Below are 24557 nucleotides of genomic sequence, written 5' to 3' on the forward strand. Positions count from 1 at the left end.
TTTGTGCAGGAGATAGATTCATGAAACAACTCGTCATCCCGGCTGCTATCGCGCTTCTGCTGGCGGCCTGCAGCTCGACACCCGACGCCGACAAAGCCGGCGGCGGTGCGCCGGTTGAGTCGCGCGGACCGGGAGTGGCCACCGTCACCACGGGCGGTGTCGACAGCCAGCGCTTGCCACCCGAGCTCACCGACCCGAATAATATTCTTTCCAAGCGCAGCGTTTATTTCGATTACGACAACTTCGAAGTGAAGGCTGAATACCGGGATCTGGTCGCTTCGCACGCCAAGTTCCTCACCCAGAACCGGCAATTCAGGATGCTCATCCAGGGCAACACCGATCAGCGCGGCAGCCGCGAATACAACCTGGCGCTCGGTCAGAAGCGTGCTGACGCGGTGAAGAGAATGCTGGCCTTGCTCGGCGCTCAGGAAGAGCAGCTCGAGGCAGTTAGCCTAGGCGAGGAGAAGCCGAAAAATGAAGGCCAGAACGAGGCCGCCTGGGCGGAAAACCGCCGTGCCGACATGCTCTATAACGGTGAGTTCTAGGATGCCGGGACCCTGCATCGGTCGCTTCCCGGCCAGAACACGCGTCATTTCGATCGCCCTGTTGCTCGCCGCGCTCGGCGCGCAACAGGCGCACGCCGGTCTCTTTGACGACGATGAGGCGAGGCGCCAGGTCACCGATCTGCAGCTCAAGTCGAACGAGCGCCTGGATACAGTCGCCAAAGGTCAAATGGAACTGGCCAATCAAATTCAGGCGCTGCGCGACGAAAACGCCCGCCTGCGCGGTCAGGTAGAGACGCTCAACTACGAGCTCGATGCGGCCACGAAGCGGCAAAAAGACTTCTACATCGACCTCGACAGTCGCCTGCGCAAGCTCGAGACACCGTCTGCGTCGGCGGCGTCGGCGGCGACGGTGGCAGGCGCAACCGTCAAACCGGCAGACGACAGCAATCCGGCAAGCGAAGCTCCCCGGAAAGTCGCCAGCGACCCGGCCACCGAAACGCGCGAGTACGAGGCAGCGCTGAATCTGTTTCGCGCGAACAAGCTCAAAGAGGCGGCGGCGGCCTTCGAAACTTTCGCCAAGGCACATCCGGACAGCACGCTGACCCCGAACGCTTACTACTGGCTCGGCAACGCCCATTACGCCATGCGTGATTGCCGTCGGGCGCTCGAAGCGCAGCGCTTCGTCGGCAGCAAATGGCCGGCGCACGCCAAGGCCCCCGACGCGCTGCTCAACGTTGCCACCTGCCAGCAGGAGCTCGGCGACAGCAAGAGTGCCAGGAATACCCTGGACGCGCTGCTGGCCAAGTATCCGGACAGCTCGGCGGCAAAAGCCGCCAGGCAACGCCTGAAAAAGTAGGCGCTTGGCGTCCACGGGCAAAGCGCTGACGCTGAAGATCAGCGAGATTTTCCTATCCCTGCAGGGCGAAAGTTCGCGGGTTGGCTTGCCGACGGTCTTTGTCCGCCTGACCGGCTGTCCCCTGCGTTGCGTGTGGTGCGACACGGCCTACGCTTTCGCCGGAGGTCAGACGATGTCGTTGCCCGAGATCCTCGCCGAAGTCATCGTCGCCGCTCGCGACGTCGGTCGGGTCTGCGTGACCGGCGGCGAACCGCTCGCCCAGCCGGCTTGCCTGCCACTGCTCAGCGCTCTCTGTGACGCCGGCCACGCCGTTTCTCTGGAAACCTCTGGCGCCCTCGATATTGGCCAGGTCGACGCGCGCGTTGCACGCGTCGTCGACATCAAAGCCCCCGGCTCCGGCGAGAGCGATCGAAATCATTGGCAGAACCTGGCTCTGCTGACCGCCAACGACGAGCTCAAATTCGTCCTCAAAGACCGCTCCGACTACGAATGGGCCCGCCAACTGATTGAGGAAGGGCAGCTGGCGGCCCTTTGTCCGCTGCTTTTTTCGCCGGTGGACGGCGAGTTGCCAGCGGCAACGCTCGCCGACTGGTTGGTCGCCGACCGCCTGCCGGTGCGCTTCCAGATTCAGCTACACAAGATTCTTTGGGGTAAGCTGCGAGGCAGGTAAACCTTGCCAGCGAGCAGCCATGATCGAGGAACGGCGTCACTACTTAATGTGAAAGTCGCGCAAGCGGCTCACGAATCTCCCTTCTCCCCTCGCGGGAGAAGGGTCGGGGAAGAGGGGGAAACGGTCATGACTTTCATGATCCGGGGTATCCCGACATGTCATGACCGTTAGCGTCGCCCACCTGCGACCCCTGGTCGAACTGAACGCCAGCGACCCCAAACTACTGGAGCGCGAGCTTTCGGCAATTCTCGCCACGTCATCGTCACCACCAGACGGGCGCTTGAGCGACCATTCAAGAACAGGGAGAAGAAAGCATGTCACGGAAAAAGGGGAACACACACTAGCTTGGCGCGGCTTCCCGGCCATTGCCGGGCTGTGCGCATGGGTATTTTCCGCTTTCACTAAGCGCAGCACCGGCGCTGGAAGAAGTGGCTGCCGGCGTCAAGCTCGATCCGACGCAGATTTCCGTGTCGGGGATTTCCTCGGGCGGCTTCATGGCGCACCAGTTCCACTTGGCGCACTCGCAGCACATCATGGGGGCCGGCATCGTCGCCGGCGGACCGTACTACTGTGCGCGCGGCAACATTGTCGACGCGCTCACGCGTTGCAGTCGGTTCGCGACGCTCGAATGCCTGGCCGCCAAACTGGACCCCAAACTGTGCGGCCAGACCAAGCTGGCGCCAAAAAGCAGAAGTGAGATCGAACGCGCGGCAGCTGCGTCTTTCGCCGAGGCTCGCAAGCAGGAGAGCGCCGGCAAGATCAGTTCGCTCGCCAATCTGCGCGACGACAAGATCTATCTGTTCAGCGGCAGCTACGACGAGATCGTCCCGAACGAGGTGATGGCCACTGTTTTCCGCTTCTATGCCGATCCCGACAAGGGCGCCGTGCGGCAAGGCAACATCCACTTCAGCAGCACTTTCCCCGCCCGCCACACGATGGTCCGCGACAGCTTTGGCAAGCCCGCCGGTAGCGTAGTTGGCGACTGCGCCCTACCGCCGGCGCCACCTCCTCCGACGGAGAGCAACGCCTACATCGACGACTGCCAGGCGGTGGCCGAGCAGCACCAGGAAAAAAACCACTGCACCTGTCCGGCCGCCCTCGCGGTCGGCGAGGAAGCCACTGCAGCGTGTCCGCCGCCCGACAAGCTGGCGGCCTGCAAGGATCTGCAGGACGTTGATCTCGCCGGTGCCATTCTCAGGCGCATCTACGGCGCGCAGGCGCTGAGCAAGGGTCGCATGCCGGTGCAGGAGAACGAGCTGCAGGCTTTCGACCAACGCAAGGTTTTCGGCAAGTTTTCGAACATTCCGCATACCGCACTGCAGAATGCCTCGATGGCCAGAGAAGGCTATGTTTTTATTCCCGCGGCCTGCAAGGATGGTCGGCAGTGCAAGCTGCACATTGCCTTCCACGGCTGCAAGCAAGGCGGTACAAGCGATTATCGGCCAGGCCATACAGGCAACCTGTTCGCCAAGTACGCCGGCTACAACGAATGGGCCAAAGCCAACGACGTGCTTGTTCTCTATCCACAGATTCAGGCGCGCAGCCTGGGCCCGGTCAATCCGCGCGGCTGCTGGGACTGGTGGGGGCAGAATTACACCCACGCCGGCTACCACACGCGCGATGGCAAACAGATCAAGGCCGTCGCGCAGATGATCAACAGTCTTGTCGGTGGGCAGCCCTTGCTGGAAGTGCCGCCGGAGTGAAACGATGCGCTGAAACGAGCGCCGCCATAAAGTAAAAGCCGCGCGGCCAGGCGCTGGATGAGCGCCCCTGGCGCAGAATGAATCACGGCTACTCACAGATAAAGGTAGTCGCTAATCGCAGATCGATCGGAGGACAGAACATGGCAGACCTTTCTCAACAACTCAGCGACTGGAGCAAGGCAGTCGCCAGCATGGACGTGACCAGGAGCAGCGAACAATTGCTCGATATCATGGCCGGCCTCAAAGTGCCCGGCGTCAACATGGACGCCCTGGTAGCCAGCCAGCGCGACAACCTGGAAGCGCTCAACGCCGCCAATCAAGTCGCGCTGGAAGGCATGAAAGCGGTCGGCGCGTGGCAGGTGAAGCTGCTGCAGGAGACGATGCGCGAGCTGAGCACTGCGATCGGCAAACTCTCGCAGTCCGGCTCGCCGCAACAACTGGTCGCCACCGAGAGCGAACTGGCGAAAAAGGCATTCGCGACCGCAGTCAGGCAAATGCAGGAGCTCACACAAATCGTGATTCAGGCCAATCAACAGGCGAGTGCGGCGATTGCCAAACGCATCCCGGAAAGCCTCGGTGAAATCAGGGACGTGTTGAAGCTGCCCGAAACGCCGGCGAAATTGTGATCGTAAGCAGCGGCGCAAGCTCTTCGCCAAGCCGAGCGACGCATTGCGAACGTCACCCCCCCCAATATTTGGCGCTGCCGCACCCAAAAAGCATACCATCTACGCCGGAAAGCGGTATATTTTCGACCCCATGCATACGCCACCTGACTCACACGGCCAGCGTGCCGTGGTTCTTCTCTCCGGGGGGCTCGATTCGGCGACGACCTTGGCCATCGCCCGGGCCGCCGGTTTCGAATGCCATTGCCTGTCGGTCGACTACGGCCAGCGTCATCGTGCCGAACTGGACGCCGCGGCAGCAGTTGCTGCGGCACTCGGGGCCGCCGACCACCGCGTCGTCAGCCTGTCGCTGGAGGTTTTCGGTGGCTCGGCGCTGACCGACGTGGCGATCGCCGTCCCGGTCGACGGCGTTCAGTCGGGGATTCCGGTGACCTACGTCCCGGCGCGCAACACCATCATGCTCTCGCTGGCGCTGGCCTGGGCCGAGGTGCTCGAGAGCTGCGACATTTTCGTCGGCGTCAATGCCGTCGATTACTCGGGCTATCCTGATTGCCGCCCGGAATACATCACTGCCTTCGAGAGCATGGCCCGGCTGGCAACCAAGGCCGCCGTCGAAGGCGCTGTGCTGCATCTGCACGCGCCGCTGATCAACCTCGGCAAGGCGCAGATCATCCAGCTCGGCGCCGAACTCGGCGTCAACTACGCGCTCACCGTTTCCTGCTACCAGGCGGATTCGGCAGGCGGCGCCTGCGGGGTCTGTGATTCGTGTCGGCTGCGGCGAGCCGGTTTTGTCGCCGCCGCGGTGCCTGATCCGACGCGCTACACCGCCTGATCGCTGCCCGCCGGGGAGGCCGGACAGGCTCCGGCCGACGAACCTTGTTCACCGGGAATCATGCGTGCAATCAAGACCTTGTCGACTCGATTGTGATCCATGTCGACGACCTCGAAGCGCAGCTCGGCGAACTCGAAATGCTCGGCGGCCTCGGGAATATGACCGAGGAAGTACATGATGAAACCACCGAGCGTGTGGAAGGCGTTTTCTTCCTCCCCCGGCAGTTCGCTGGCGATGTGGAGAACGCTGCGCAGTCGTTCGAGGGTGACAAGTCCGTCGACCAGCCACGAGCCGTCTTCGCGCACGACGATGTCCTGCTCCTCGGGAGAGTCCACGGCCGGCAGGTCGCCGACAATGGATGTCAGCACATCGGTGAGGGTCACCAGACCCTGCAGTTCGCCATATTCGTCGACCATCAGCGCGCACTGCTGACGTGCCCGACGGAAGGTTTCCAGCAACTGCGTCGTGTTCACGCTCGCCGGCACGTACAGCGGCGGCCGAACGATGTCCTCGATGGCCAGCGGCGCGCCGGAGAGCGCCCCTTTCAACAAATCGCTGGTGCGCAGGACGCCGACGAGGTTATCGAGGCCGTCGCGACAGACAAGCACGCGTTTGAAGGGGCTGGCGGCGAGGCGGTCGCGGATTTCCACTTCGCCGTCGTTCAGATCAATCAGATAGAGATCTTTGCGGTGGGTCATGATCTCGCCGACGCGCTGCTGGTCCAGGCGCAGGACATTGGCGACAATCTCCTGTTCGCTGGCGTGGAAGACGCCCGCCCGGGCACCCTGACCCATCAGGATCTTGATTTCATCGTCGCTGACCGAAGAGTCCAGCGACTGACGCGCACCGAGCAGGCGCAAGAGCAAACTGGACGACGAGGAAAGCAGCCACACCAGCGGGCGAGCGAACCGCGAAAGCAGATTCATCGGCGGCGCGATCAGCGACGCGATGCGCTCCGGCGCCAGCAGACCAAGCCGCTTGGGGACCAGTTCGCCGACGACAACCGCAAAGTAGGTTACGCCACAGACCACCAGCGTCAGCGAAATGGGCCTGGCATAGGGCGCCAGCGACGGGATAGTCGTCAGCCAGTCGCCGAGCGGCGCCGCCAGGGCCGCATCGCCGATGGCACCGCTGAGAATGCCGACAGTGGTAATGCCGACCTGAACGGTCGACAGGAAGATCGACGGCTCGTGATTCAGCGCCAGTGCCGAGCGAGCGCCAGGCTGGCCGTCATCGGCGAGCTTTTGCAAGCGTGACTGACGTGAAGACACGACGGCAATTTCCGACATCGCCAGAATTCCGTTGAGCAGAATCAGAAAGAAGAGTAGTGCGATATCCATTGATGTAGGCAGTGGAGCTTGGCCGTTGCTCTGGTACGGGAGTTGTCGGCATTATATCGACGCTAGAGGCTGTTGCACGCCGCTAGCGAACACCTGCAGAGCGGCAGCGTCGCATGCTGCGCCGCCGCATAATCGGCACATCGTTGTTTTTTTGCAACACTTTCCCACAGGGCCAGACCGCCAGGATCAACACCGCAACGGTCGCCCGGAGGCAGCGCTGAATCGCCCTAGGTGCAAGGCTTTCAGGATCGCAGCGTGGTCTTTCCGTGTGGTCGGCCCACTGCTTGTCAGCTGGCAGCTGGCGGCACTTGCTGCAGAGGCTCCGGCGCGGCGGCTTGACCACGGCCCCGAAAATCAATAAAGTCCGCCTCGAGTTGATTCGAAGCAGGCAAGTTGCAGCGTTCAGCTGCGACGTCACAGGGCACTTTCAGCGGCCCAGCCTGCTTTCCGCCCCTTTGCTGCAGCGCACCACCCTGCAGCGAGACCCGGCCTCAGGGTACCTGTTTCCCCCAAGTTCGAGGCTTTGCACCCATCTGTAATTGTCACCGTCGGGCCGTAGCACTGGCGCGATGACTACAGTGAAGGAGAGAGCATGTCCGCAACTATTTCGCTCAAGAGCAAAAGACCGCGTCGTAGCGACGCGACCTTGAGTTTCATTCAACATGGCCTGATCGTCGTTGGTCTGATGCTGGCCCTGGGCAGCTTCAAAGCGGCTTTCGGCAGCAGCACCGGCAGCGATAATTTTCCTGCAGTGGTCCTTGAGCCATCCTTGATGGCCGAGGAAGAGGCATCGCCTGGCGTCGCAGCAGAAGCATCAGCCGTCGCTGAAGCCGCACCGCCGCCAGAGTTGCAGGCGAAAGCCGTCGAACCTGCTCCCGAAGAGCTGCGGCCGTCGCTGAAGCGCGCCCTCGACTATGTTTCGCGCCGCTACCGGGTGGCCCCGGAGGCGCTGGTGCCGATCTTCGAGACCGCGCAAAGTATCGGTCGCGAGGTCCGCCTCGATCCGCTGCTGATCATCGCCATTATCGGAATCGAATCGCGCTTCAATCCCTTCGCCGAAAGCGCGGTTGGTGCCCAGGGCCTGATGCAGGTAATGCCTCAATTCCACAAGGACAAGCTGCCGGAAGACGCGGGCGAGGAACCCTTCCTGGACCCGGTCACCAACATCCAGGTCGGCGTGCATGTCCTGAACGAGGCGATCCGCTGGCGCGGCAGCCTGACTGGCGGTCTGCAGCACTACGGTGGCGCACCGACGGACCCCGCGACCGGCTACGCGAAGAAAGTCTTTGCCGAGAAGAAGCGTCTCGAAAAGGCCGTACGCACGGGCAGTTCGCAGGCCTGAGTCGGCTCTTGGCGAGGGCCATGCCTTGCTCACGAGACCGCTGCGTGAGGCTCGGCACCGGCTTCCGCAACACCGGCGGCGCCCGCCATGCGCCGGATCGTCTGGCTGGCCTCGGCCGAAAGCAGCAACTCCGCATCGGCCAGCGGCGTCATCAGACGGTGGTTGAAGTGCATGCAGCCGCCCTTGTCCTCGCAGAGCAACTCGGCTTCGCTCGACGCGGCGATGAACGCCGAGAAGCTGACCTTTTCCGCGAACTCCGGCGAATTGGCCACGTAAAGCAGCGCTAGCCGCTGCCCCAGGCGATGGCAGTTCTCCTCCAGCGCCTGACGCGTCAGCCGAGACCACTACTCCTCGTCGTCCACCTTGTGCTGCGCGACGAGTTCCTGCTGCGTGGCCGGCGGCACCTGTGCGTAATGCGAGAAGCTGATGCTGTACGAGCCCTGCCCGGCAGTCAGTGATTTCAGGCGCGACTGGTAAGCGTCCAGTTCGGCCAGCGGCACCTGGCCGGTGATGGCCATCACTCCCGGCCCACGCGGCTGCGTGCCGGTGAGGTGGCCACGCTTGCTGGAAAGGTCACCGGTGAGATCGCCGGTCATCGCCTCAGGTGCGAGAATTTCAATTTCGACCACCGGCTCGAGAACGATCGGCTTGGCGGCGCGAATCGCTTCGATCGTTGCTTTGCGACCGGCGGTCTGGAATGCGATGTCCTTGCCATCGACCGGGTGCGACTTGCCGTCATGTACGGTGACCCGCAGGTCCTGCACCTCGAAACCGGCGACGACGCCGTCGGCCAGTGCCTGGCGGACGCCTTTCTCGACCGAGGCCATGAAGACACCCGGAATGACGCCACCCTTGACGACATCGACGAACTCGAAACCAGCGCCGCGTTCGAGGGGTTCGACGCGCAGCGCCACTTCGCCAAACTGACCGGCACCGCCACTCTGCTTCTTGTGCCGACAGTGCCCTTCGGCGGCAGCGGTAATCGCTTCACGATAGGCGATCCGCGGCGGTGCGGTGTCGAGGTCCAGCTTGTACTGCTGCGCCAGCCGCGTCAGCTTGGCGCGCAAGTGCATTTCGCCGATGCCGCGAATCACCGTTTCGTTGGTCGTCGCCTGGCGTTCGATCTTGAAGCAGGGGTCTTCGATCTCGAGCTTGCGCAGAATCTCGAACAGGCGCTGCTCGTCGGCCTTGCGTACGGCGGTCACCGCCAGGCCCTGCATTGGCTGCGGGAACTCGAGCGGTTTGAGGTGGATGTGGTCTTCGTCATGCGAATCGTGCAGTACGCAGTCGAACTCGATTTCATCGACCTTGGCCACGGCGCCGAGGTCGCCAGGCAGCAGCGACTCGGCTTCGAGGTACTCCTTGCCCTGCAGGCGATAGATGTGTCCGACCTTGAACGGACGCTTGCCATCACCGACAAAGAGCTGCGAATCCTTGCGGATGGTGCCCTGATGAACACGGAAAACGCCGACTTTGCCGATGAAAGGGTCGCTGACGATTTTGAAAACGTGCGCCAGAACGTGCTTTTCCGGGTCCGGGTCGGCCTGGAACGCCTCCGCCGGCCCGCCCGGCTCGCCGCGATAGAACGGTGGCGGATTGCCCTCGGCCGGACTGGGTGCAAGTTGCGCCAGAGCGTCGAGCAGCTGCGGGATGCCGGCGCCGGTTTTCGCTGAAACAAAGAGGATCGGAATCAGGTGGCCCGAACGCAGCGCTTTTTCGAAAGGCAGGTGCAGTTCGTCGAGGCTCGGATCGAGGCCTTCGTCCAGATAGCGGGCGAGCAGGTCCTCGTCTTCCTCAACGATTTGATCGATCAAGGCGCGATGCGCTGCAGCCACCGATTCGAAATCGCTCTCGCCGCTATCGTGGCCGAGCAACTCGACGACTTCTGCGCCCTGTTTGACCGGTAAGTCGAGCAACATGCACTCTCGCCCGAAGCGCTCGCGAATCTCGCCAACCAGCGCCGGCAGGTCGACATTGTCGGCGTCGATCTTGTTGATGACGATCATCCGGCAGACGCCACGAGCGGCTGCCAGCTGCATCATCTTTTCAGTCGATAGCTCGATACCGTTTTGCGCATTGATCACCACCAACGCGGTGTCGACGGCGGCCAGGGCGCTGATCGCCTGCCCGGCAAAGTCCGGGAAGCCTGGCGTATCGATCAGATGCACATACACGTCCCGCCACGAAAAACCCGCCAGCGCCGCATTAAGCGAGTGGCCGAATTCCTTTTCCTGTGGGTCAAAATCACAAACGGTGTTGCCTTTCTCGACGCTGCCGCGGCTGCTGATCTCGCCAGCGGCAGCGAGCAGGCTTTCGGCTAGCGTCGTCTTGCCGGCAGCGCCGTGGCCGACAAGAGCGACGGCACGCAGCATACTGGTGGTGGTTTGGCCCATTGATCATCTCCCATTCAAGTCGAACGCACGACGCAGCTCCCCATCTAGCCACATGGCATGTCAGGCCGCACGTGCTGATATCATTTTACCCCCGCGGGGAGCGTAACGCGTGCTGCTTGCGACCAGCTTCGGGAATGCCGTCGACAAATTGCCCTGCGCGCTCCCGCCGTCGGGAACTCGTCATCCGCCCGGCGATCAGCTGCTGGCAGGCGGCGGCCCGAAAACCCGGAACGAAAGCAGGGAAAAAGCATCGGTTTTGTGTAAACCGCGCGAGTCGGCTAAAGTGACGCGCTTTATTTTTGATGAACATCGCGTCAGGAGCCCAAAATGGAAAACGATCTGCGCCAGGCCGATCTTCGCGAAGCCGCGCTCGAGTATCACAGCCAGCCGACTCCGGGCAAGATCGCTGTCCAACCAACCAAGGGACTGAACAACCAGCTCGACCTGGCACTCGCCTATTCTCCAGGGGTCGCTTTCGCATGCCAGGCCATCGTCGATGAACCCGGCTCGGCCAGCCTGTACACTTCGCGCGCCAACCTGGTCGGGGTGATCACCAACGGTACGGCGGTGCTTGGCCTGGGCAATATCGGTCCGCTGGCGGCGAAGCCGGTGATGGAAGGCAAGGGCTGCCTGTTCAAGAAATTCGCCGGCATCGATGTCTTCGACATCGAACTGGCGGAAAGAGACCCCGACAAGCTGATTGACATGATCGCCGCGATGGAGCCGACCCTGGGCGGCATCAACCTGGAAGACATCAAAGCCCCGGAATGCTTCTATATCGAGGCCAAGCTCAAGGAGCGCATGTCGATCCCGGTCTTTCACGACGACCAGCATGGCACGGCGATCATTTCGTCGGCCGCGATCCTCAACGCGCTCAAGGTGACCGGCAAGAAAATCGCCGAAGTGACGGTCGTTTGCTCCGGAGCAGGGGCGGCGGCAATTTCCTGCCTCAACCTGTGGTGCGATCTGGGCGTGCGCCGCGAGAACATTCTCGTCTGTGACTCGAAAGGGGTTATCTACGCCGGCCGTGACGCCGACATGGAGCCCACCAAGGCGCGCTATGCGCGTGACACCGAATGCCGCACCCTCGGCGAAGCGCTCGCCGGGGCCGACATTTTCCTCGGACTCTCGGCGGCGGGCATTCTCGAAGCCGAGATGCTCACCACCATGGCCAAGGATCCGATCGTTTTTGCGCTCGCCAATCCGACTCCGGAGATCATGCCCGAACTGGCCCGGAAAGTGCGCCCGGACGTGATCATCGCCACCGGCCGCTCGGACTATCCCAACCAGGTCAACAATGTCCTCTGTTTTCCCTTCATTTTCCGTGGCGCGCTCGACGTCGGCGCAACGGGCATCAACGAACAGATGAAGATGGCCTGCGTCAAAGCTCTGGCAGCGATGGCGCAGGAAGAGGTGAGCGACGAAGTGGCCTTGGCCTACCCCGGCCAGGAGTTGGTTTTTGGCCGCGATTACCTGATTCCCAAGCCTTTCGATCCGAGCTTGATCACCATCATCGCCCCGGCGGTTGCCCTGGCGGCGATGAATTCGGGAGTGGCCACCCGGCCCATCGTCGACATGGACGCTTACCGCGAGAAGCTGCGCGAGTTCGTCTATCGGAGTGGCGTCGGTATGCGCGCGGTGTTCTCGGCCGCCAAGCGCAGCAGCGAAACGCGCATCGTCTATTGCGACGGCGAGGACGAACGCATGCTGCGCGCCGCCCAGACGATCATCAACGAAGGGCTGACGCGCCCGATCCTGATTGGTCGCCCCGAGGTCATTGCGACGCGCCTCAAGCGGATCGCCTCGAAGTTGCGCCCGGGGACCGATTTCGACATCGTCGACCCGGCCAACGATGAGCGCTACAAAGAATGCTGGAAAGCCTATCATCAGCTGCGCAAGCGTTGCGGGGTAACCATCGATATCGCCAAGACGCGCTTGCGCACCAACAACACCATCATCGGCGCCATGCTGCTCAGCCTTGGCTACGCCGACGGCATGATGTGCGGTCTCTCCGGCCGCTTCGGGCACCATCTGCGGCAGATCGACGAGATCATCGGCAAGGAGCCCGGCTGCAGCACCATGGCTGCGATGACGCATGTCCTGCTGCCTGGCCGCGCGCTCTTCCTCTGCGACACACACGTCAACGAGGATCCCGACGCCGAGCAGCTGGCCGAGATCACGCTGATGGCGGCCGAGGCGGTTCGTCGCTTCGCGATCCGGCCGAAAGTGGCCATGCTCTCGCACTCGAACTTCGGATCATCGCTCACCGCCGGCGCCCGCAAAGTCGCCAGGGCAGTGGAAATTGTCCGCGCGAAGGCGCCTGATCTGGAGATCGACGGCGAGATGCACGGCGAAAGCGCCCTTTCACAGAGCATACGCGAGCGCTCGGACCCGCAGTCGCCACTGAGCGGCGAGGCCAATCTGCTGGTCATGCCCAACCTCGATGCGGCCAACATTTCCTACAACCTGCTCAAGATGACCGGTGGCGACGGCATGTCGGTCGGCCCGATCCTGCTCGGTGCGGCGCGCCCGGTGCATGTACTGGCAGCGACGTCGAGCGTTCGCCGAGTGGTGGACATGAGCGCCCTGATCGTCGTCGAGGCAACAAGCGAGTAAGCGTCGCAGCTCCTCCAGCGACGGCAATTGCCAGCCGTCGCCCATCGCACGCTGGAATGAATGATTGATTGAATGCGCCGGCTGCGCGCGCTCCGGCGCATCCCGCGCAGCCGCTGCAGCGGCACGCTCCACGAGCAAGCTCTGGGGCCGGGATGCTTGCCGAAAAGCCGCTCCTTTACAAACACGCCGAGTCAATGCATGATCGGGAAGGCTAATAACTCGGCATAGCCGGGACCTGATGGTTCACAACGCATTACAAGGTCCTATCGCGAACAATGGCAGCCAATCCGCAAAACTCCCCGCTCAGCGGCCTCGCCCGGGCGCTGGTACAAGCAGGTCGGCTCAAGGAAGCCGAGGCCGAGTCCTTTCTCGCACAAGCGGCAGCCAACCGAACCACGCTGATCGAACAGATAGTCAGCGCCAACAAGGCGACTTTCCTTGACTTGGCGCGTTTTGCCGCCGAGAAGTTCGGCTACCCCTTGCTCGATCTGTCCGCCTTCGACGACACACAGATCAAGAAGAGCGCGATTGACCGCAAGCTGATCGCCAGCCATCGCGTCGTGCCTCTCCACAAGCGCGGCAACCGCCTGGCAATTGCCATCGCCGACCCGACCAATCTGCGCGCACTTGATGAAATCCGCTTCCAGACCGGCTTGGCGGTGGACCCGGTAATCGTCGAGGAAAACAAGCTCGTCCCCCTGGTCGCCAAACTTTCGGAGTCGGTCGAGGACAGCCTGAAAAGCTTTACCAGCGAGGACATCGACCTCGAGTTTACCGACGAGAAAGCCCAGGAAAAAACCGACGAAGCCTCAGCCGTCGAGGTCGACGACGCGCCGGTCGTCAGGTTCATTCAGAAAATGATGCTTGACGCGATCAATGACGGGGCCTCCGACATTCATTTCGAACCGTATGAAAAGAGCTATCGCATCCGCTTTCGTACCGACGGCATCTTGCGCGAAGTGGCGGCGCCACCGCTGGTCATCAAGGACAAGATTGCCTCACGGATCAAGGTCATTTCGCGCCTGAACATTGCCGAAAAGCGCGTCCCCCAGGATGGTCGGATGCGTCTGGTGCTGTCCAAGAGTCGAGCCATCGACTTCCGGGTCAGTACCTTGCCGACGATGTACGGCGAAAAGATCGTCTTGCGGATTCTCGACCCGGCCAGCGCCAACCTCGGGATCGATGCGCTGGGATACGAACCCGAGCAGAAAGAACTATTGCTCGACGCCATCAACCGACCCTACGGAATGATTCTGGTCACTGGACCGACGGGTTCCGGAAAAACCGTTTCGCTTTATACCTGCCTCAACATTCTCAACAAGGCCGGGGTCAATATCGCCACCGCCGAAGACCCGGCCGAAATACCGCTGCCAGGAATCAACCAGGTCAACGTCGATGACAAAGCCGGGCTGACCTTCCCGGTGGCGCTCAAGGCCTTTCTCCGGCAGGACCCGGACATCATCATGGTCGGCGAAATCCGCGACATCGAAACTGCGGAAATCGCGATCAAGGCAGCGCAAACCGGGCACATCGTCTTGTCGACCTTGCACACCAATGATGCGCCGGGAACGCTGACTCGCCTGATGAACATGGGCATTCCGACCTTCAACCTGGCCTCGAGCATTCTACTGATCACTGCCCAGCGCCTGGTGCGTCGGCTGTGCACCTGCAAAAAGCTGCTCGATACACCGGTCGAGACCTTGCTCAATGCCGGCTTCCTGGAAAGCGATCTTGATGGCACCTGGACGCTCTACGGCCCGGGCGAGTGTGAACGCTGCAAGGGGAGTGGCTACAAGGGGCGCCTAGGTCTCTACGAGGTGATGCCGGTCACTGAAGCGATTCAACGCATTGTCATGGCCAACGGCACGGAGCATGACGTGGCAGCCCAGGCCAGACAGGAAGGCGTCAATGATCTGCGTCGCTCGGGGCTGCTGAAAGTCAAGCAAGGGCTCACCTCTCTCGACGAAATTCTCGGCAGCACCAACGCTTGAAGAGGAGGAAATAGATGGCCACCGCTGCGAAACGCACCCGAAGAGCCGAGCCAGAAGTCAAAGAATACGTCTTTCTCTGGGAAGGTAAAAACAAGGCGGGCAAGGTCGTCCGCGGCGAGCAGCGCGCCAACAGCCAGAACGTCGTGCGCGCGACGCTGCGACGGCAGGGAATTCTCGTCAGCAAGGTCTCCAAGCAGCGCTTCAAGGGTGGGCGTCAGGTCACCGAAAAGGACATCGCGCTGTTCACCCGGCAATTGGCAACGATGATGAAAGCCGGCGTGCCGCTGCTGCAGACTTTTGAAATCGTCGGCCGCGGACACGACAACCCGGCGGTCGGCAAACTGCTCCTGGACATCAAGTCCGACGTCGAGACCGGCAGCTCGCTGTCGCAAGCTTTCCGCAAGCACCCGCTGCATTTCGACCAGTTGTACTGCAATCTGGTCGCTGCCGGTGAGCAGGCCGGCATTCTCGAAACGCTCCTCGACCGCCTGGCGAGCTACAAGGAGAAAATGCTCGCCATCAAGTCCAAGATCAAGGCCGCGCTGTTCTACCCGGTGGCGATCATCGTCGTCGCGTTCATCATCACTGCAGTAATCATGATCTTCGTGATTCCGGCTTTCAAGGAAGTCTTCAAGAGCTTCGGTGCCGACCTGCCGACGCCAACACTGGTGGTAATCGCCATATCGGACATCTTCATCGAGTACTGGTGGGCCATTTTCGGCGGTATCGGCGGCAGCGTTTTTGCCTTCTTCTACACCTGGAAACGTTCGGAGAAAATGCAGATGGCTTTCGACCGCCTGTTCCTCCGTTTGCCTATTTTCGGCGACATCATTCGCAAGTCGGTCATCGCCCGCTGGACGCGTACCCTGGCCACCATGTTCGCCGCCGGCGTCCCCCTCGTCGAGTCGCTGGAATCGGTCGGTGGCGCAGCCGGCAACTACGTTTACAAAGTCGGCACCCGGCAGATCCAGAGCGAAGTCAGCACCGGCACCAGCCTTACTTCGGCGATGCAGAACTCGGCGCTTTTCCCGAACATGGTGAATCAGATGGTCGCCATCGGTGAAGAGTCCGGCGCCCTCGATTCAATGCTCGGCAAGGTTGCCGACTTCTTCGAGGCCGAGGTTGACGACGCGGTCGAGGCGCTTTCCAGCCTCATGGAGCCGGTCATCATGGTCGTTCTCGGGGTACTGATCGGTGGCATGGTGATTGCCATGTATCTGCCGATCTTCAAACTGGGCGCGGTCGTCGGATAGTGCCCCACCTCCTCCCTGCTGACCTGCCCCCGGCCCTCTTCGCGCTGATCGGCGGAGTGCTCGGGCTGCTGGTGGGCAGCTTTCTCAATGTCGTCATTCACCGCTTGCCGACGATGATGGAGCATGAGTGGCGCAACCACTGCGCCGAACTGTGCGGTGAAGCGGCGCCGCAACACGAGCCGCTGTCGCTGGCCAGGCCCGGCTCGCGCTGTCCAGCGTGTGGGCATGCGATTACCGCGCTCGAAAACATTCCGCTACTGAGCTGGCTGTTTCTGCGCGGCCGCTGCTCGGCGTGCGCAGCACCAATCTCGCCACGCTACCCACTGGTCGAGGCGATCAGCGGCCTGTTGTGTGCCTTTGCTGCGTTTCATTTTGGCTATGGCTGGACAAGCCTGGCGGCCATGCTGCTGATCTGGAGTCTGATCGCGCTGACCGGCATCGACTTCGACAGCCAGCTGTTGCCCGATTCGATCACTCTGCCCCTGCTTTGGGCCGGCCTGCTGGTCAATCTTTTCGGCACTTTCGCCGACCTGCAAGCGGCGGTCATCGGGGCGATGTGCGGCTATCTTGCCCTGTGGTCCGTGTATTGGGCGTTCAAACTGACCACGGGCAAGGAGGGCATGGGCTACGGTGACTTCAAGCTGCTCGCCGCCCTTGGCGCCTGGCTCGGCTGGGAGATGCTGCCCTTGACCATCCTGCTTTCGTCGCTGCTCGGCGCAGTGGTCGGCATCGCACTGATGGTGATTGCCAAGCGCGGGCGCAGCGTGCCCATTCCCTTCGGCCCTTACCTGGCGATGGCCGGCTTGCTGGCGCTGTTCTGGGGAAAGCCACTGACGCGCGCCTACCTGAGCTTGCTGTAGTCTTTTCGGCTGGCAACCGGAGCCCCCGCAGCCGCGGCGGGGACGGGTAAACGACACCGGGGTTCGCGTATAATCGTGCCTTTTCGGGCGCCAGCCTGCGCCTTTTGAGGGTTCGTCATGCCGATTTACGCCTATCGCTGCGAAACTTGCGGTTTCGAAAAAGATCACCTGCAAAAACTGAGTGACCCTGCCCTGAGTGTCTGCCCGAAATGTGAACAGGCGACCTATACGAAACAGGTAACGGCAGCCGGCTTTCAGTTGAAAGGCAACGGCTGGTATGTGACCGATTTCAAGGGTGGCAACAAGGCTCCGTCGACGACCACAGGGTCCGAAAACAAGGATAGCTCGCCAGCCGGTACGGAAAATACGACGAGTTCAACGGCGCAGGCCAGCGCTTCAGGCAGTTCAACGAGCTCGACCAAAACAACGACTTCGGCCGACAGTACGCCCGCCAGCGCGAAGAGCACGGCGGCAGTTAAAGACAAGGGATGAAACGGTATTTCATTACCGGACTGCTGATCTGGGTGCCATTGGCGATCACGGCCTGGGTGTTGGTGCTGATCGTCGGCACCATGGACCAATCGATGCACCTGCTGCCGACGGCGATCCAGCCGCGCACTCTGCTCGGCTTCGACATCCCGGGTGCCGGAGCGATACTGACCCTGCTGATCATCATGACCACCGGCTTGCTGGCCGCCAACTTCATTGGCCAACAGCTGGTGCGCTGGTGGGAACATCTGCTGGCGCGCATTCCGGTCGTCAATTCGATCTACAACAGCGTCAAGCAGGTTTCCGACACCTTGTTCTCGTCGTCCGGAAACGCTTTTCGCAAAGCGCTGCTGGTCGAGTACCCGCGTCGCGGAGCCTGGACGATCGCCTTCCTGACGGGCAAACCGGGCGCTGATCTGCTTCACCACCTCGACGGTGACTATGTCAGCGTGTACGTGCCGACGACACCCAACCCGACCTCCGGCTTCTTCCTGATGCTGCCGAGAAGAGACGTCATTGAACTGGAGATGAGCGTCGATACGGCGCTGAAGTACGTCATTTCCATGGGCGTCGTCGCACCACCGTCCACGCGCTCGAAAGAATCGGCAGCTTCGAAACCATCGGCGGCCGCCGTCGCGCCACCCATCGACCCCACCATAACCTGATATCAGCAACCCGGAAACAGCATGCGAACTCATTACTGCGGACACGTCAATTCACAGCTCATCGGCCAGGAAGTGAGGCTTTGCGGCTGGGCGCATCGGCGGCGAGACCACGGCGGCGTCATCTTTGTCGACCTGCGCGACCGCGAGGGCATGGCCCAGATCGTCTGCGACCCGGATCGCCCGGAAATGTTCGCGACCGCCGAAGGGGTGCGCAACGAGTTCTGCCTGCGCATTACGGGCAAGGTTCGCGCCCGTCCCGAAGGAACGGTGAACGCCAACCTCGCCAGCGGTGAAGTCGAGATTCTCTGCCATGAGATGGAAATTCTCAACGCTTCGGCGACGCCGCCGTTTCAGCTTGACGAAGAAAACCTGTCGGAAAGTATCCGTCTGCAGCACCGGGTAATCGACCTGCGCCGTCCGCAGATGCAGAAGAACATGCAGCTGCGCTACCAGACGGCACGCGCTTTCCGCCGCTTCCTCGACGACGCCGGCTTCATGGACATCGAAACGCCGATGCTCACCAAAAGCACCCCGGAAGGAGCGCGTGACTATCTGGTACCGTCACGCGTTCATCCGGGGCAGTTCTTCGCCCTGCCGCAATCGCCACAACTGTTCAAGCAACTGCTGATGGTCGCCGGCTTCGACCGCTATTATCAGATCGTCAAGTGCTTTCGCGACGAGGACTTGCGCGCCGACCGGCAGCCGGAGTTCACGCAGATCGATATCGAGACATCGTTCATGGCCGAGGGCGAAATTGTCACCCTCATGGAGAAGCTGATCCGCGCGGTATTCCGCGAAGTGCTGGCCGTCGAACTGCCCAACCCCTTTCCCCGCCTGAGCTACGGCGAGGCGATGGATCGTTACGGTTCGGACAAGCCGGATCTGCGCGTCACTCTCGAACTCGTCGAAGTCACCGACGTGCTCAAGGACGTTTCCTTCAAGGTCTTTGCCGGCGTCGCCAACAGCGCGGGCGGGCGCATTGCCGCCTTGCGAGTTCCTGGTGGCGCCACGCTGACACGTGGCGAAATCGACGCCTATACCCAGTTCGTCGGCATCTATGGTGCGCGCGGCCTGGCCTACATCAAGGTCAATGATGTCACGCAGCTCAACGAGACCGGTCTGCAATCGCCGATCGTCAAGAATCTGCATGCCGTTGCGCTGCAGACCATCGTTGAGCGTACGGGCGCGCAGTCCGGCGATCTGATTTTCTTCGGCGCCGACAAGAGCAAGGTGGTCAATGACGCGCTGGGCGCACTACGCGTCAAGATCGGTCACGAAAAGGGCTTCCTGAACGCCAACCCCTGGGAGCCGGTGTGGATCGTGGACTTCCCGATGTTCGACTTCGACGCAGGCGAGCGACGCTGGAGCGCCTGTCACCACCCTTTCACCAGCCCCAAAGACGGCCACCTCGACCGCCTGCAGAGCGACCCGGGCAACTGCCTGGCGAAAGCTTACGATCTGGCACTGAACGGTTCGGAACTGGGTGGCGGCTCGGTGCGTATCCACCAGGCCGAGGTGCAGGAAAAGGTCTTCAAGGTGCTCGGTATTAGCGACGAGGAAGCGCAAGTCAAGTTTGGCTTCCTGCTCGATGCACTCAAGTACGGTGCGCCGCCGCACGGCGGCCTGGCCTTCGGCCTCGATCGCATCGTCGCCATGATGGCCGGCGCCGAGTCGATCCGCGACGTGATCGCTTTTCCGAAAACGCAGCGCGCGCAGTGTCTGCTCACCGACGCGCCAAACAGTGTCGACGAGAAACAGCTGCGCGAACTGCATATCCGCCTGCGTCAGAAAGTCGAAACGCAGGTCGAGGTCGGCAAGGGCTAGCAGGCGTGCTACGCGCCGCCGCTTCTTTTCGGCTACTACTGGGCACGGTGGCGCTGCTCGCGCTGCTGGCAATGCTCGGCCTCTTGGGCGCGAGCACTGCCACGGCACGCGAAAGCGTGCCCCTCAGCAGCGTTGCGCTGGCCGAGCTGCCTGCCGAAGCGCGGCAAACCCTGCACTTGATCAAGCAAGGCGGACCCTTCCCCTATGTACCCAAGGACGGCAGCGTCTTCGGCAATTTCGAGAAGCGCCTCCCCTTGCAGCCACGCGCTTACTATCGGGAATACACGGTACCGACTCCAGGTCGCCGCGATCGCGGAGCGCGCCGCATTGTCGCCGGAACGGGCAGCGGCGGTGATGTCGCCACCTCCGGCGAGTACTACTACACCGGCGATCACTACCGCAGCTTCCGCCGTATCCGCGAATAGTTACCAATAGCCACCATCTGCCATGACTCAGAAGAATCTGCAAGCGCTGTTGGAGGATTCACGCCAGGCCGGCATCTACGCTCTGCCGCATGGCGATCGTCTGGCCCTCAGAGACGCCGCCGAGGCAGCCGGCTTTGCCTGTTTCGAGGCCGATCTCGGCGACTGCGGCCTGATCGAGGGGGTACTCACCCGGCTCGGCCGCCAGTTCGGCTTCCCCGAATGGTACGGCAACAACTTCGACGCCCTGAAAGATTGTCTGAGCGATATCTCCTGGCGTGAAGAACCCGGCTATCTGTTGATCCTGTCGCGAGCTGACACCCTGCAGTTGGCGAACGCAGACGCTTTCCGGACGCTCAACGAAGTCTTTGCCGCCGCGATTGATGCATGGCGTTCGCAAGACGTACCGATGTGGGTTGTCTACGACTTCCAGGCCGACGGCCTGGCGACTCTTCCGACCCTGGAATGACGGCCTACAAGCAACCGGTATCAGTCCTGGTCGTGGTCCATACCCCGCAACTGCAGGTGCTGCTGCTCGAGCGTGCCGCGCATGCCGGCTACTGGCAGTCGGTCACCGGCAGCCGGGAAGCGGGCGAAGCGCTGCTCGACACGGCGCGGCGTGAACTTGCCGAAGAGACCGGCATCCGCACTTCTCCAGGCGAGCTGCAGGACTGGCAGTTGAGCAAGCGCTACGAGATTTTTGCCGAGTGGCGTCATCGTTACGCACCGGGCGTACTGCACAACACCGAACACGTCTTCTCGCTGCAGGTAGCGGCCGTGCAAGCGGTCAGCCTCGCTCCCGGCGAGCATCTCGACTACTGCTGGCTGCCCTGGCGAGAGGCTGCCGCAAAATGCTTCTCCTGGAGCAACCGCGACGCGCTGCTCATGCTCCCGGAGAGGGCTTCCCTGGCGAAGCGCTGAAGCGCTGCGCCAGGCAGCTCGGGCAATAACAATTGCCACCAACCTCCGGCGCGAAGGAAAGCGGCGCTTTGTCGGCTTTCTCCATGCACCAGCAAGTCGCCAGACCAGCCACCGCAGCGCAGACGAAGGACATGCCGCAAGCTGGGCAGGTGCTCGCCAGCGGCTTTTCAGGGACCTTCGACATGATCTTCCTCGCTCTCCAGTTTCACTCTCATGGGCGCCGCGGCAAAGCCACACGCCGTACCGTACCCAAGCGACAATATGCCGGGCAGCCGCAGTTTATCCTGGCGCTGTGCAGCAGGCCAGGCGCAGGGATGGCGAGCGGCGCCTCTTTTCTGCCTATTTTGCGACCGCCTCGCCGACGATGCGCGCGAAGACCGGGTCCAGCTCCCGAGCCAACACGTCCAATTCGGCGCTCCGATAGGGTGCGAAAAGCGACGACGGCGTACGGTAAGTAATCGCCACCTTGCCGTCGCGGCCCTCGCTTACGTACAAGCGAATCGGCGCTTCGATGCCCGCCGCTACGCTGGCGGCCAGCATGCGCACGGCGTAGTCGTTGCGAAAGACCATCAGCACGGCGTTGCCGGCAATCTTTTCGCCGCGCGCGGCAGCTCCCGCACTGGCACTGGCCTTGGCGACCAGCCCCATGTGGTTCATTTCGGTGGCGCTTTCCAGACGACTGACGGTGTCGGCAAAGGAATGCGGCGAAGCGATGCTCAGCGTACCCGGATAAGGTGCCCCATCGCTGGCACGGGCCAGGCCCGCGACAGCAAGCAGCACGGCGAGGGTGACCACGACGATGCGCATACGGTGTCGAAGTAAGGTCAAGGGTGACAGGTCAAACATGTTTTCCTCCTGGAACGATAGCTGGGCACCAAGTCTGCCATCGAAAACCAGCTGAGAAGCGATGAAGCAGCAAGAAAAAAGTCGAAATAGAGTGTAAGTATCTGCCCGCAAGAAGCGACCAAGCGGCGTAACCCCTGCGCAGCGAGAAATCCCTGTGCTGTAAAGAAATAGCGGATTTCCCGCTAGATTGTGTAAGAAACAAGCACCCAAGGAGACGCCCATGAATACGAAAACCCTGAAGCTTGCTCTCGGCACCGCCGCTCTAGCTCTCGCCGTTCCGTTCGCGCACGCGGCCAATCCCTGCGCCGCCAAGAACCCCTGCGCGGCGAAGAACCCCTGTGCAGCGAAATCCGCTCCGGCCAAGATGGCCAATCCGTGTGCGGCGAAGGCGGCAAACCCCTGCGCAGCGAAAAATCCCTGTGCGGCCAAAAACCCTTGTGCGGCGAAGAACCCTTGCGCAGAGAAGAAGATGTAAGCATCGCCTGAGCACTGAGCACTGAGCATGTTCACCTCGGCAAAAAAAGCGGGAAGGGTGCTGTTGGCCCTTCCCGTTTTTCTGTTGGCTCTCGCTGGCTGTAGCAGGAGCGAGACGGTCGTGCCGCCAGCCCTCGCCGAGACCACGCCGCTTACCGAGTCCCGAGACGTGACAGGCGCTTTTCTCGACCGCCACTGGACGCGGCCACTCGCCGCGCAGGGCCAGACGCCCGAGCAGTTCAGCCCGCTCGAAGCGTCGCTACTGCCGGCCGATTGCGGTAGCTGTCACCCTGAGCAATACCGCGACTGGCAGACAAGTTTGCACGCCCACGCCATGGGGCCCGGCCTGATGGGACAGTTGCTCGCCATGGAGCCGACAGCGCGCGACGAGCATCAGGATTGCATCCGCTGCCATGCGCCGCTGGCCGAACAAGCCGATGGCCTGCTGGCCGAACTCGCGACAGCAGCGCGCTCGTCCGCGGGCGCAGCGCCTTCGCCAGCAGCCGCGTCTCTGCACCAGCAGGGGGTGGTCTGTGCCGCCTGCCATGTGCGTGCTCATCAGCGCTTTGGCCCGCCACGGCGCGACGGGACATCACCCGACGCGGCACAAAACGCCGCTTTGCCGCACGCCGGCTTCGTCGCCACTGGCGCCTTCGAGGATTCTCGCTTCTGCTCTGCCTGCCACCAGTTCGAGCCCGACGAATACGCGCTGAACGGCAAGCTGCTGGAGAACACCACCGAAGAGTGGAAAGAGTCGCGACATGCCCGAGAAGGCCGCAACTGCCAATCGTGCCACATGCCCGAGCGCCGGCATCTATGGCGAGGAATTCATGATCCGGAAATGGTACGCGCCGCCATCGCCTTTTCAGTGGAAAGCGGCGAGCGAGCCAACAACGCCATCCGCGCAGCACTGAGCGTGCGCAATACCGGCGCCGGCCATTACTTGCCAACCTATGTGACCCCCAGACTGATCGCCGAGATCGAGCAGCTCGACAGCGACGGTCGCAGTCTGCCGGGAACGCGTGTGGAGCGGCTGATTCAACGGCAGGTCCCTCTCGATCTCGGCAGCGAAACTGCCGACACGCGCTTGCCACCGGATGGCGAGCTGCGCCTGGTCTACGAACGCCCGGCGCATCGCGCCGCGGTGGCACTTGCCTACCGCCTGCGCGTCGAACCTGACGAGTTCTACGCCCGTTTCTACCGTGCACTGCTTGCCGACAGCGCGGCAGGAAAAGGCCGGGAGCTGATTGCTTTGGCGCTCAAACAAGCCGAATCATCAGCTTTCCTGGCATTTGACGAGCGGCGCGAGCTGCCCCAACGATAAGCCCGGCGGACGCTGGCGCCGGGCGCCCGCAGGCGCAGCCGCAAAAGCGCCTTGCGTCTTTGCCCGGTCCTTGCTTCGCGGCACGCCGCGAAGCCTTCTCGAGGAGAAATTGCCATGATTACCCCAAACAAGTTCTTTGTGACCCTCTTGCTCGCCGCCCCATGCATTGGCGGCAGTGCCTTGGCTGCCGAGTCGGAAGCCGCGGTCGTCGTCGAGCTGACGCAGGTTCCCTGCCAGTTCCTGGAGAGCGAACAGGGCAGCAACCACGGCTATCGCAGCAGCAGTATCAAGGACTGTGAAGCCATCAATGCCAAGTCTGGCGCCAGCCGTATCGAGCAGGCGGAAGCCCTGCAACTGAAGCCGGGCAAGACGATTTTTCGCGTCACCAACAAGAATGTTCCTTACGAGCTCGGCTTCTGGTTGCGCGGCGAAGGGATCGCGGGGCGGGTCACCCTGCCCAGTGTCTCCGGCGGCGGCCTGATCACCGGCAAGACGCAGGACTACGTCATTGATCTCAAGCCCGGCGAATACATTTATTCGTGCCCCTTGAACCCGACTCCCGACTACAAGCTGGTGGTTAACTGAGAGAGCCGGGCCGGCCACGCGT

The 24557-nt window shown here is 62.1% G+C and carries 25 protein-coding genes; 20 read left to right on the forward strand and 5 right to left on the reverse strand.

Annotation, left to right across the window (positions count from 1 at the left end; translation table 11 throughout):
* The first annotated feature begins 20 nt into the window (after positions 1-20).
* The 6 genes from pal to queC all read left to right on the forward strand — a co-directional run bounded on the left by pal (position 21) and on the right by queC (position 5190).
* A complete protein-coding gene (gene pal, locus V5B40_RS00430) occupies positions 21-545 on the forward strand; it encodes a peptidoglycan-associated lipoprotein Pal (protein ID WP_332352608.1) in 525 nt (174 codons plus the stop codon).
* Position 546: 1 nt separating this feature from the next.
* On the forward strand, positions 547-1362 hold the full coding sequence (gene ybgF, locus V5B40_RS00435) for a tol-pal system protein YbgF (RefSeq protein WP_332352609.1): 816 nt from the start codon (positions 547-549) through the stop codon (positions 1360-1362).
* 4 nt (positions 1363-1366) lie between these two features.
* Positions 1367-2032: a 7-carboxy-7-deazaguanine synthase QueE gene (gene queE / locus V5B40_RS00440; RefSeq protein ID WP_332352610.1), complete on the forward strand. Its 666-nt coding sequence runs from the start codon at positions 1367-1369 to the stop codon at positions 2030-2032.
* 428 nt (positions 2033-2460) lie between these two features.
* Positions 2461-3735 (forward strand): hypothetical protein, encoded by a 1275-nt coding sequence (locus V5B40_RS00445; protein WP_332352611.1) that lies wholly within the window; start codon positions 2461-2463, stop codon positions 3733-3735.
* Between the two features lie 140 nt (positions 3736-3875).
* Positions 3876-4361, forward strand: coding sequence for a phasin family protein (locus tag V5B40_RS00450; RefSeq protein ID WP_332352612.1), 486 nt, complete (start codon positions 3876-3878; stop codon positions 4359-4361).
* Between the two features lie 130 nt (positions 4362-4491).
* Positions 4492-5190: a 7-cyano-7-deazaguanine synthase QueC gene (gene queC, locus V5B40_RS00455; RefSeq protein WP_332352613.1), complete on the forward strand. Its 699-nt coding sequence runs from the start codon at positions 4492-4494 to the stop codon at positions 5188-5190.
* Here queC and V5B40_RS00460 read toward each other — a convergent pair.
* Positions 5178-6530 (reverse strand): hemolysin family protein, encoded by a 1353-nt coding sequence (locus V5B40_RS00460; RefSeq protein ID WP_332352614.1) that lies wholly within the window; start codon positions 6528-6530, stop codon positions 5178-5180. The genes queC and V5B40_RS00460 overlap by 13 nt on opposite strands.
* Positions 6531-7122: 592 nt before the next feature.
* Between V5B40_RS00460 and V5B40_RS00465 the strand changes: the two genes are divergently transcribed.
* Positions 7123-7872: a transglycosylase SLT domain-containing protein gene (locus V5B40_RS00465; protein WP_332352615.1), complete on the forward strand. Its 750-nt coding sequence runs from the start codon at positions 7123-7125 to the stop codon at positions 7870-7872.
* Positions 7873-7901: 29 nt separating this feature from the next.
* Here the strand turns inward: V5B40_RS00465 and V5B40_RS00470 are convergent, their stop codons facing one another.
* Entirely contained in the window at positions 7902-8207 is a 306-nt protein-coding gene (locus V5B40_RS00470; RefSeq protein WP_332353219.1) for a hypothetical protein, read from the reverse strand.
* 9 nt (positions 8208-8216) lie between these two features.
* Positions 8217-10265 (reverse strand): elongation factor G, encoded by a 2049-nt coding sequence (gene fusA, locus V5B40_RS00475; protein ID WP_332352616.1) that lies wholly within the window; start codon positions 10263-10265, stop codon positions 8217-8219.
* A gap of 327 nt (positions 10266-10592) precedes the next feature.
* Here fusA and V5B40_RS00480 point away from each other — a divergent pair, with 327 nt between their 5' ends.
* The 10 genes from V5B40_RS00480 to nudB all read left to right on the forward strand — a co-directional run bounded on the left by V5B40_RS00480 (position 10593) and on the right by nudB (position 21306).
* A complete protein-coding gene (locus tag V5B40_RS00480) occupies positions 10593-12881 on the forward strand; it encodes an NADP-dependent malic enzyme (RefSeq protein ID WP_332352617.1) in 2289 nt (762 codons plus the stop codon).
* 275 nt (positions 12882-13156) lie between these two features.
* Positions 13157-14872, forward strand: a complete 1716-nt coding sequence (gene pilB, locus V5B40_RS00485; RefSeq protein ID WP_332352618.1) for a type IV-A pilus assembly ATPase PilB — start codon at positions 13157-13159, stop codon at positions 14870-14872.
* Between the two features lie 14 nt (positions 14873-14886).
* Positions 14887-16125: a type II secretion system F family protein gene (locus V5B40_RS00490; RefSeq protein WP_332352619.1), complete on the forward strand. Its 1239-nt coding sequence runs from the start codon at positions 14887-14889 to the stop codon at positions 16123-16125.
* Positions 16125-16985 (forward strand): prepilin peptidase, encoded by an 861-nt coding sequence (locus V5B40_RS00495; protein ID WP_332352620.1) that lies wholly within the window; start codon positions 16125-16127, stop codon positions 16983-16985. The genes V5B40_RS00490 and V5B40_RS00495 overlap by 1 nt, the downstream gene beginning before the upstream one ends.
* A gap of 117 nt (positions 16986-17102) precedes the next feature.
* Positions 17103-17477: an FmdB family zinc ribbon protein gene (locus V5B40_RS00500; protein WP_332352621.1), complete on the forward strand. Its 375-nt coding sequence runs from the start codon at positions 17103-17105 to the stop codon at positions 17475-17477.
* A complete protein-coding gene (locus V5B40_RS00505; RefSeq protein WP_332352622.1) occupies positions 17474-18139 on the forward strand; it encodes a DUF502 domain-containing protein in 666 nt (221 codons plus the stop codon). Before V5B40_RS00500 ends, V5B40_RS00505 begins: the two co-directional genes overlap by 4 nt.
* A gap of 21 nt (positions 18140-18160) precedes the next feature.
* A complete protein-coding gene (gene aspS / locus V5B40_RS00510) occupies positions 18161-19963 on the forward strand; it encodes an aspartate--tRNA ligase (protein ID WP_332352623.1) in 1803 nt (600 codons plus the stop codon).
* Between the two features lie 71 nt (positions 19964-20034).
* The gene (locus V5B40_RS00515; RefSeq protein WP_332353220.1) at positions 20035-20388 is read left to right on the forward strand and encodes a ribonuclease domain-containing protein; all 354 of its coding nucleotides are present in this window, start codon (positions 20035-20037) and stop codon (positions 20386-20388) included.
* Between the two features lie 22 nt (positions 20389-20410).
* Complete coding sequence (locus tag V5B40_RS00520) at positions 20411-20854, forward strand: barstar family protein (protein WP_332352624.1); 444 nt, start codon at positions 20411-20413, stop codon at positions 20852-20854.
* Positions 20851-21306: a dihydroneopterin triphosphate diphosphatase gene (gene nudB, locus V5B40_RS00525; RefSeq protein ID WP_332352625.1), complete on the forward strand. Its 456-nt coding sequence runs from the start codon at positions 20851-20853 to the stop codon at positions 21304-21306. The genes V5B40_RS00520 and nudB overlap by 4 nt, the downstream gene beginning before the upstream one ends.
* On the opposite strand, the gene V5B40_RS00530 is transcribed toward nudB, so the two are convergent.
* Positions 21269-21490, reverse strand: a complete 222-nt coding sequence (locus V5B40_RS00530) for a cysteine-rich CWC family protein (protein WP_332352626.1) — start codon at positions 21488-21490, stop codon at positions 21269-21271. The two genes, nudB and V5B40_RS00530, sit on opposite strands and share 38 nt — an antisense overlap.
* A 155-nt stretch (positions 21491-21645) precedes the next feature.
* Entirely contained in the window at positions 21646-22152 is a 507-nt protein-coding gene (locus V5B40_RS00535; protein ID WP_332352627.1) for a DUF302 domain-containing protein, read from the reverse strand.
* 220 nt (positions 22153-22372) lie between these two features.
* Here V5B40_RS00535 and V5B40_RS00540 point away from each other — a divergent pair, with 220 nt between their 5' ends.
* The 3 genes from V5B40_RS00540 (at position 22373) to V5B40_RS00550 (ending at position 24535) form a co-directional block, all read left to right on the forward strand.
* Positions 22373-22627 (forward strand): hypothetical protein, encoded by a 255-nt coding sequence (locus V5B40_RS00540; RefSeq protein WP_332352628.1) that lies wholly within the window; start codon positions 22373-22375, stop codon positions 22625-22627.
* Between the two features lie 120 nt (positions 22628-22747).
* The gene (locus tag V5B40_RS00545) at positions 22748-23950 is read left to right on the forward strand and encodes a multiheme c-type cytochrome (protein ID WP_332352629.1); all 1203 of its coding nucleotides are present in this window, start codon (positions 22748-22750) and stop codon (positions 23948-23950) included.
* A gap of 114 nt (positions 23951-24064) precedes the next feature.
* The gene (locus tag V5B40_RS00550) at positions 24065-24535 is read left to right on the forward strand and encodes a hypothetical protein (protein WP_332352630.1); all 471 of its coding nucleotides are present in this window, start codon (positions 24065-24067) and stop codon (positions 24533-24535) included.
* Positions 24536-24557: the final 22 nt, after the last annotated feature.

It is taken from the genome of Candidatus Accumulibacter meliphilus (genome assembly GCF_036625345.1).
Taxonomy (GTDB): domain Bacteria; phylum Pseudomonadota; class Gammaproteobacteria; order Burkholderiales; family Rhodocyclaceae; genus Accumulibacter; species Accumulibacter meliphilus.

Bases quoted from the DNA above. Each gene is read 5' to 3' on its own strand.
- pal (WP_332352608.1), top strand. From the start codon at position 21: ATGAAACAACTCGTCATCCCGGCTGCTATCGCGCTTCTGCTGGCGGCC.
- ybgF (WP_332352609.1), top strand. From the start codon at position 547: ATGCCGGGACCCTGCATCGGTCGCTTCCCGGCCAGAACACGCGTCATT.
- V5B40_RS00450 (WP_332352612.1), top strand. From the start codon at position 3,876: ATGGCAGACCTTTCTCAACAACTCAGCGACTGGAGCAAGGCAGTCGCC.
- queC (WP_332352613.1), top strand. From the start codon at position 4,492: ATGCATACGCCACCTGACTCACACGGCCAGCGTGCCGTGGTTCTTCTC.
- V5B40_RS00460 (WP_332352614.1), bottom strand. From the start codon at position 6,530: ATGGATATCGCACTACTCTTCTTTCTGATTCTGCTCAACGGAATTCTG.
- V5B40_RS00465 (WP_332352615.1), top strand. From the start codon at position 7,123: ATGTCCGCAACTATTTCGCTCAAGAGCAAAAGACCGCGTCGTAGCGAC.
- fusA (WP_332352616.1), bottom strand. From the start codon at position 10,265: ATGGGCCAAACCACCACCAGTATGCTGCGTGCCGTCGCTCTTGTCGGC.
- V5B40_RS00480 (WP_332352617.1), top strand. From the start codon at position 10,593: ATGGAAAACGATCTGCGCCAGGCCGATCTTCGCGAAGCCGCGCTCGAG.
- pilB (WP_332352618.1), top strand. From the start codon at position 13,157: ATGGCAGCCAATCCGCAAAACTCCCCGCTCAGCGGCCTCGCCCGGGCG.
- V5B40_RS00490 (WP_332352619.1), top strand. From the start codon at position 14,887: ATGGCCACCGCTGCGAAACGCACCCGAAGAGCCGAGCCAGAAGTCAAA.
- V5B40_RS00500 (WP_332352621.1), top strand. From the start codon at position 17,103: ATGCCGATTTACGCCTATCGCTGCGAAACTTGCGGTTTCGAAAAAGAT.
- V5B40_RS00505 (WP_332352622.1), top strand. From the start codon at position 17,474: ATGAAACGGTATTTCATTACCGGACTGCTGATCTGGGTGCCATTGGCG.
- aspS (WP_332352623.1), top strand. From the start codon at position 18,161: ATGCGAACTCATTACTGCGGACACGTCAATTCACAGCTCATCGGCCAG.
- V5B40_RS00515 (WP_332353220.1), top strand. From the start codon at position 20,035: ATGCTCGGCCTCTTGGGCGCGAGCACTGCCACGGCACGCGAAAGCGTG.
- V5B40_RS00520 (WP_332352624.1), top strand. From the start codon at position 20,411: ATGACTCAGAAGAATCTGCAAGCGCTGTTGGAGGATTCACGCCAGGCC.
- nudB (WP_332352625.1), top strand. From the start codon at position 20,851: ATGACGGCCTACAAGCAACCGGTATCAGTCCTGGTCGTGGTCCATACC.
- V5B40_RS00530 (WP_332352626.1), bottom strand. From the start codon at position 21,490: ATGTCGAAGGTCCCTGAAAAGCCGCTGGCGAGCACCTGCCCAGCTTGC.
- V5B40_RS00535 (WP_332352627.1), bottom strand. From the start codon at position 22,152: ATGTTTGACCTGTCACCCTTGACCTTACTTCGACACCGTATGCGCATC.
- V5B40_RS00540 (WP_332352628.1), top strand. From the start codon at position 22,373: ATGAATACGAAAACCCTGAAGCTTGCTCTCGGCACCGCCGCTCTAGCT.
- V5B40_RS00550 (WP_332352630.1), top strand. From the start codon at position 24,065: ATGATTACCCCAAACAAGTTCTTTGTGACCCTCTTGCTCGCCGCCCCA.